Raw genomic sequence first — 6,538 nt, 5'->3', positions numbered from 1 at the left:
GATGCGCGTTCGCTGTTTCTTCGGGGGGTTCGTCATGATCTGATCTCCTGCTCTCGTAGAAGGAAATGCTCTTGACTGATGCGTCAGTTACCTGAAACATAGGGGGCAAATTCCCAATCGTCAAGAACATTGCGTATCGGGTATCACCCTAGTCGGGGTGAGCTCCGATTCAGAACGGAGTGCCGTGATCGATACACAACAGTCGCCCCGGGCCTCGGCCCGGCGGCACGAAATCCTGGAGCACACCGCGACGCTCGTGGCGAGCCTCGGCTATCACCGCGTCCGCATCGCCGACATCGCCCGGCGCTGCGGCACGAGCACCGGCACGATTCACTACCACTTCCCGCGGCGGGAGGACCTGCTGCAGGCCGCGTTGGAACACTCCTTCGCGCGCGCCTATGCCAGGCAGCGGCAGACCCTGCGCGAGATCCCCAGCTCGCGCGACCGCTTCCACGCCCTGATCGAGCTGCAGTTACCCACGGCGGAGCGGGTCCGGGAGGAATGGGCGATCTGGGCGCAGATCTGGGCGGAGGCCGCGGTCTCCGCGGAGGTGCGCGCGGCGCACCGAAGCTACTACGAGCGCTGGTACCGCTCCGTCGTCGGCCTCGTCGAGCGGGGGCAGCGCTCGGGCGAGTTCCGCCCCGGCGACCCCCGGGAGCTCGCCCGCCTGTTTACCTCAGCGGCGGACGGGGCCGGTATCGGCATCCTCACGGGCACCTCCTCGATGAGCCCGGAGCAGATGCGCGCCCTGCTCCGGGGGATCGTCGCGGACGCGCTCGTCCCGGAGCCGACCGAGATCAGCGCCGCCCCGTGAACTGCTGCATGCTCCGGGTGACCCGCATCCAGTCGGCGAGCACGTCCCAGAGCGGCACGGGCAGCAGGCCGCGCAGCGCCCGGGCCAGCCACACGGGCCGCGGGGCGAAGCGAACGGCCTGCCCCCGGAGCATGGCGGTCCACGCCGCGTCGACGGCCTCGTCCGGTTCGAGCAGGGGCGTGAGGAACATGCCACGCGCCCCCTGGAACATGCCCGTTTTCACGTAGGAGGGGCAGAACGTCGTCACCCGGACGTGCTCGTGGCCCGCCTGACGCAGCTCCAGACGCAGCGAGTCGCTCCACCCCGTCATCGCCCACTTCGAGGCGGCGTACATGCTCATCCTCGGGTTCGCGAGGGTCGAGGCCGCCGAGGACACGTTCAGAATACGCTTCGCCCGGCCGCGGTCCGCAATCATGTCGGGCAGGAACTCGCGGGTCACGTAGCAGTGCGCGAGCGTGTTGATCTCGATCGTCGCCCGGGTCACCGCGTCGTTGTCGGTCTCCCAGAAGTAGGCGTTCCCCGCGACGATGCCCGCGTTGTTCACGAGGATATCGGGGACGCCGATCGCGACCGCGGTCTCGCGCGCCGCGGCCTCCACGGCCTCGCTCGAGCGCATGTCGAGGGCCCGGGTGTGCACCCGGGTCTGCGCGACGCCCCGCGGCCCGCGCAGCTGGGCGAGCTCGGCGGCAACCCGTTCGAGCCCGGCCTCGTCCAGGTCCCACAGCGACACGGCCGCGGCCCCCTCCCGGACGGCTCGGATCGCATAGAGCCGCCCCATCCCGGATGCTCCGCCGCTGATCATCAGTCTCGCCCCGCGAACACTGCGCATGCCGTCTCCTTCGACTTCCGATGCCCGGGCGGGGTGCCCGGCGCGTGATCCCAGCGTACTGGGCACCCACAGGCTACCCGGCGAAGCCGAAATCCCGGCGCGCGTGCGCGGATCCGCCAATGCCGGGCGCGCGGAGACGCCCAAAACTGGAGCCGGGCGCAGCCGGATGCCTCAGCCCGCGAATCCCGAATCGCGGCGATTGTCCGAGCTTGCCCGCTCCACGGCGGGGCCGAGCTCGTCGACGAGCAGGAACTCCTCGGAGAGGTCCCCCGCACGGTAGGCGGCACGGCCCACCATGTGCGCGGAGATCGGGGCGGTCAGGGCCTGGAAGACGAACACCGGGACGAGGGCGATGAGCGTGGAGAAGGAGCGCTGGTCAAGCGCGATCGCGGCGATGATGAGGAGCAGCCCGAAAATCTGCGGCTTCGTCGCCGCGTGCAGGCGGCTGAGCGCGTCCGGGAAGCGGAGCAGCCCGATGCCCGCGGCGAGCGAGAGCAGCGCCGCGAGGGCGACGCAGACGAGCGCGGTGATGTCCATGATCGTGTCAAGCATTGCGGGTGCCCTCCTCCGCTTCTGGGGCCGCGGCGTCCTCTTCTGGGCCGCCGTTGCCCTGCGCCTGCTGCGCCGCGTCCACGGCGTCCGTGCTCAGGATGCCCGTGTCCGCGCCGGTATCCGCGCCCCCGGAGGCCGCGGCCTCCGTGTTCGCCCAGGCAAAGGCGGGCGGCTGCTCGCTCGTCTTCGCGTGCCGAGACACGTAGCGGGCCACGGCGATCGTGGCGAACACCGCGGTGGCCGCGAGCACGGTCATCAGGGGAATCGAGTCGGTGTGATCGCGCAGCACCATGTCCACCCCGGCGACGAGGATGATCGTGGTGAGCAGGACGTCGGAGGCGATCATCCGGTCCAGAATGGTCGGACCGACCACGACCCGATACAGCGCGCACAGGGCGGTGCCGGTGAAGGCGATGAGGGCGACGATCAGCAGCGCATTCTCCAGGGTGGTCATCGGATCGCCTCCGCTTCCGGTCGGGAGCCGATCGCGAGGATCAGCATCCGCTCGATGTGCAGCACGTCCCGGCGCATCTGCGTCAGCTGCTTCTGCGTCGGCGTGTTCAGCACGTGCAGGTAGAGGGTGGAACCGAAGCGGTCCACCTCGGCCACGAGCGAGCCGGGAATCAGGGAGATCGTGATGCCGGTCACCGTGATGATGAAGTCGGAGCGGGTGCGCAGCCGGACCGCGATCACGGAGGAGACCGGCGGCGGCCCGGGCTTGACCGCCAGCCAGGCCACCTGGAAGGAGGCGATCGTGAGCTGGGCGAAGAAGAAGCCCAGGTAGCGAAGCGCGTACCAAACGTTGAAGCGCCCGGCGAGCTCCACGGGGGGCAGGTAGAACACGCGGGTCATCACGATGGCCAGGACGAGCCCGGAGAGGAACGACATGGGCGAGATCTCGCGCCACAGCATCATCCAGAGCAGAATCAGGCCAATCAACAGGGGCAGCTCGTGCAGCCGCAGTCGGCGCTCGATGCGGCGCTCGACCCGGCGCTCGCCCAGGGGCCCAAGGGGTCCTCGCTGGCTCATCCTGCGCTCCCTTCGCGCTCGGGGGCCTCGTCCTGCCCGGTGTCGCCCGAACCGCCCGCGGGGCCGGGCTGGGAGCCCAGCACCTGCTCGACGAGGCGCGCGGGCTGCTCCAGGGTCTCCCCGGCCCGGGTGGCGTACTCGTACAGCGGCCCGGCAAAGAAGGTGAGCAGCAGGCTAACCGTGACCATGCCCCCCGTGGCGACGAACATCGAGCGCGGGATCTCCTTGCGCTCGCGCAGCGGCTCCGCGTCGGGCGCGTCCTGCAGGGTCTGCCAGAGCTGCCCCTCGGGCTCCGCGATCTCCTCCTTGCGGCGCCAGAAGGCGAGAGTCCAGGCCCGGGCGAGCGCGTACAGGGTGAGCAGGGAGACGAGCGCGCCGATGCCCATGAGCCAGTACGCGCCGGGCGACGCCAGGTCGGCCGCGGCCTCGAAGAGCCCCAGCTTCCCGATGAACCCGGAGAACGGGGGGATGCCGCCGAGGTTCAGCATCGGGATAAAGAACAGCACCGCGATGATCGGCGCGGCCTTGAGGATCCCGCCGAGGCTGGCGAGGGAGGTGCTCCCCCCATGCCGCTCGATGAGCCCCACCGCGAGGAACAGGGTGGTCTGCACAATAATGTGGTGGGCGATATAGAAGATGGTCGCCGAGAAGCCCAGCTCCGTGCCCATCGCGATACCAAAGATCATGTACCCGATATGGCTGATCAGCGTGAAGGAGAGCAGCCGCTTGATATCGAGCTGGGCGACCGCGCCGAGGATCCCGACGATCAGGGTGAGCGCGGCGATCACCATGAGGAACTTGTCCACACTGCTCTCCGGGAACAGCAGCGTCTGGCTGCGGATGATCGCGTAGACGCCGACCTTCGTGAGCAGCCCCGCGAACACCGCGGTGACCGGGGCGGGCGCGGTCGGATAGGAGTCTGGCAGCCAGAAGGCCAGCGGGAAGATCGCCGCCTTGATCCCGAAGGCCACGAGCAGCGTCAGGTTCAGCATGAGCTGAATGTCGGGGTTCAGCTCCGCGATGCGCAACGAGAGCTGGGCCATGTTCACGGTTCCGGTGGCCCCGTAGATCAGGCCGATGGAGGCGAGGAAGAGGATCGAGGACACGAGCGACACGACCACGTAGGTCACCCCGGCGCGAATGCGCGGGCCGGTGCCGCCGAGCGTGATGAGCACGTAGCTCGCTACGAGCAGGATCTCGAAGCCGACGTAGAGGTTGAAGAGGTCACCGGCGATGAAGGCGTTGAACACGCCCGCGCCGAGCACGAGGTACGTCGGGTAGTAGATCGAGACCGGCGTCTCGTCGTCGTCATCGGCGAGCCCCTGCCCGATGGAGAACAGGAGCACCCCGAGCAGGACCACGGCGGACACGAGCACCATGAGGGCCGAGAGCCGATCCACGACGAGCGCGATGCCGAAGGGCGCGGCCCAGCCGCCGACCTCCATGACGAGGGTGCCGTGCTGGTCGACGATCACCATCATGATGCCGCCGAGGGCGACCACGGCGATGAGCACGCCGCTCGTGATGAGCTGCTGAGCACGGGGGTGCCGGGGCAGGATCAGGGCCACCGCGGCCCCGATCAGGGGCAGCAGCACGACCAGGGGCACGAGGGACACCGCGGAGAAGTCGATCATCGGGCGCTCCCGTCCTCGGGACGTCGAGCGACGCCGTCGCGCTCGTGCGCGTCCTCGTCGTGCTCGTCGAAGTCGGAGCTGTCGGCCACGTCCTCGTCCGTGATCTCCTCGGTGCCCAGCAGCACGGCCGTCTCCTCCTCGTCGTCCTGCGGCGAGTCCTCGACGGTGTCCGCGTTCGCGAGCCGCCAGGAGCGGTAGATCAGGGCGAGGAAGAAGGCGCTCACCCCGAAGGTGATGACGATCGCCGTCAGGATGAAGGCCTGGGGCAGGGGGTCGCTCATGTCCTGGGCGGTCGCCCCCTCCCGGGAGATTGGGGACTCACCGAAGGGGCCGCTCATCAGGAAGATCAGGAGGTTCGTTGCGTTGCCGACGAGCAGGAAGCCGAGGAGGACCCGGGTCAGGCTGCGGTCGAGCAGCAGATAGATCCCGCAGGCGTACATGACGGCCATCGCGATGACGAGGACGAGGGGCATGGTCACGGCGTGATCACCCCCGGCAGGGTCTGCCCGGACTGGCCGGAGGGGTCCGGGAGTGGGGCGGGGGCGGTCGAGTCGTCGGCGTTTGCCAGGTCGTCCTCCTGATCGCGGTCGATTTGTGCGCCGAGGCTCCGGAGCACGTCGAGGATGAGGCCGATCACGACGAGGTACACGCCAACGTCGAACAGCGTCGAGGTGACAAAGGAGATCTCGCCAAAGATGCCGAGGTCCAGTTCGAACCAGCTGGAGCTGAGCGCGGCCTGCCCGAAGAACATGGGGGCGAGCGCGGTGAGCGTCGCCAGCAGGAGTCCCGCGCCCAGGATCTTTCCGGCGTCGAGCTGCACGGTCGCGCCGAGCTCCTTGCGCCCGCCCGCGAGGTAGCGCGCCACGAGCGCCATCCCGGCGACGAGGCCGCCAGCGAAGCCGCCGCCCGGGGTATTGTGCCCGGTCAGCAGCAGGTACACCGAGAGGATCAGCAGGGCGTGGAACATGAGCCGCACGACGACCTCAAGGATGATCGAGCGTCGGCCCGGCTCCATCTCGCGGCCGGCGAGCAGCCAGGTGCCCCGCTCGGTCGCGTCGTTCGGGTCGGCGACGCGGAGCAGGTGCTGGCGAACCTGGCTCTGCGCGTCCCGTCGGGTGAGCCGGGGCAGCGTGTCCTGGCGGGTGCTCAGGAAGACGAGGCTCGCGACGCCCGTCGCCGCGGCGATGATGACGGACAGCTCGCCCATCGTGTCCCAGCCGCGGATGTCCACGAGCATGACGTTGACCACGTTCTTGCCGTGCCCACCGGAGTAGGCGAGATCGGGCAGCTGTAGGGAGATGGGCTCCGCGATCCGCGCGCCCAGGGCAATCACGGCGACGGCGGCCAGCCCGGCGCCGACCGCGACGCCCAGCAGAGCGCGGGCGATCTTCGCGGGGCGGGGCGAGGCATTGCCAATCCGGGCGGGCAGGCGGCGGATCACGAGCACGAAGGCGATCAGGGTGACGGTTTCGACGAGCCCCTGGGTCAGCGCGAGGTCGGGGGCACCGTGCAGGGCGAACATCGCCGCCATGCCGTACCCGGTGAAGCCGACGAGCACGATCGCCTGGAAACGCTTCTTGGCGCGCACCGCCGCGATCGAGGCGATGATCATCACGATCGCGATCGGCAGCTGGACGACGGAGCCCAGCCAGACCAGCTCCTCGGGCCAGGTCTGGTTGC

Annotated in this window: 8 protein-coding genes; 1 reads left to right on the top strand and 7 read right to left on the bottom strand. The window is 69.3% G+C overall.

Going from position 1 to position 6,538, the window contains the following annotated elements:
- The first annotated feature begins 184 nt into the window (after positions 1 to 184).
- Positions 185 to 814: a TetR/AcrR family transcriptional regulator gene (locus tag OOT08_RS17960; RefSeq protein WP_325094246.1), complete on the top strand. Its 630-nt coding sequence runs from the start codon at positions 185 to 187 to the stop codon at positions 812 to 814.
- Here OOT08_RS17960 and OOT08_RS17955 read toward each other — a convergent pair.
- From OOT08_RS17955 to mbhE, 7 genes are all read right to left on the bottom strand, one after another.
- Complete coding sequence (locus OOT08_RS17955; protein ID WP_325094244.1) at positions 798 to 1,643, bottom strand: SDR family NAD(P)-dependent oxidoreductase; 846 nt, start codon at positions 1,641 to 1,643, stop codon at positions 798 to 800. The genes OOT08_RS17960 and OOT08_RS17955 overlap by 17 nt on opposite strands.
- Positions 1,644 to 1,814: 171 nt before the next feature.
- Positions 1,815 to 2,195: a monovalent cation/H(+) antiporter subunit G gene (mnhG, locus tag OOT08_RS17950; protein WP_325094243.1), complete on the bottom strand. Its 381-nt coding sequence runs from the start codon at positions 2,193 to 2,195 to the stop codon at positions 1,815 to 1,817.
- Positions 2,188 to 2,649, bottom strand: coding sequence for a monovalent cation/H+ antiporter complex subunit F (locus OOT08_RS17945; protein WP_325094242.1), 462 nt, complete (start codon positions 2,647 to 2,649; stop codon positions 2,188 to 2,190). Before OOT08_RS17945 ends, mnhG begins: the two co-directional genes overlap by 8 nt.
- Positions 2,646 to 3,224 carry a Na+/H+ antiporter subunit E gene (locus tag OOT08_RS17940; RefSeq protein WP_325094241.1) on the bottom strand — a complete coding sequence of 193 codons (579 nt, stop codon included), beginning with the start codon at positions 3,222 to 3,224 and terminating at the stop codon, positions 2,646 to 2,648. The genes OOT08_RS17945 and OOT08_RS17940 overlap by 4 nt, the downstream gene beginning before the upstream one ends.
- Complete coding sequence (locus OOT08_RS17935) at positions 3,221 to 4,858, bottom strand: Na+/H+ antiporter subunit D (RefSeq protein ID WP_325094239.1); 1,638 nt, start codon at positions 4,856 to 4,858, stop codon at positions 3,221 to 3,223. Before OOT08_RS17935 ends, OOT08_RS17940 begins: the two co-directional genes overlap by 4 nt.
- Positions 4,855 to 5,331, bottom strand: coding sequence for a Na(+)/H(+) antiporter subunit C (locus OOT08_RS17930; RefSeq protein ID WP_442916288.1), 477 nt, complete (start codon positions 5,329 to 5,331; stop codon positions 4,855 to 4,857). The genes OOT08_RS17935 and OOT08_RS17930 overlap by 4 nt, the downstream gene beginning before the upstream one ends.
- Before the next feature lie 2 nt (positions 5,332 to 5,333).
- Positions 5,334 to 6,538, bottom strand: a 1,205-nt coding sequence (gene mbhE, locus OOT08_RS17925; protein WP_325094237.1) for a hydrogen gas-evolving membrane-bound hydrogenase subunit E, incomplete at its 5' end; no start/stop codon positions are given.

This window comes from Leucobacter sp. M11, assembly GCF_035726885.1.
Lineage (GTDB): Bacteria > Actinomycetota > Actinomycetes > Actinomycetales > Microbacteriaceae > JAPFRB01.
This window is presented reverse-complemented; position numbering and strand designations above follow the sequence as displayed.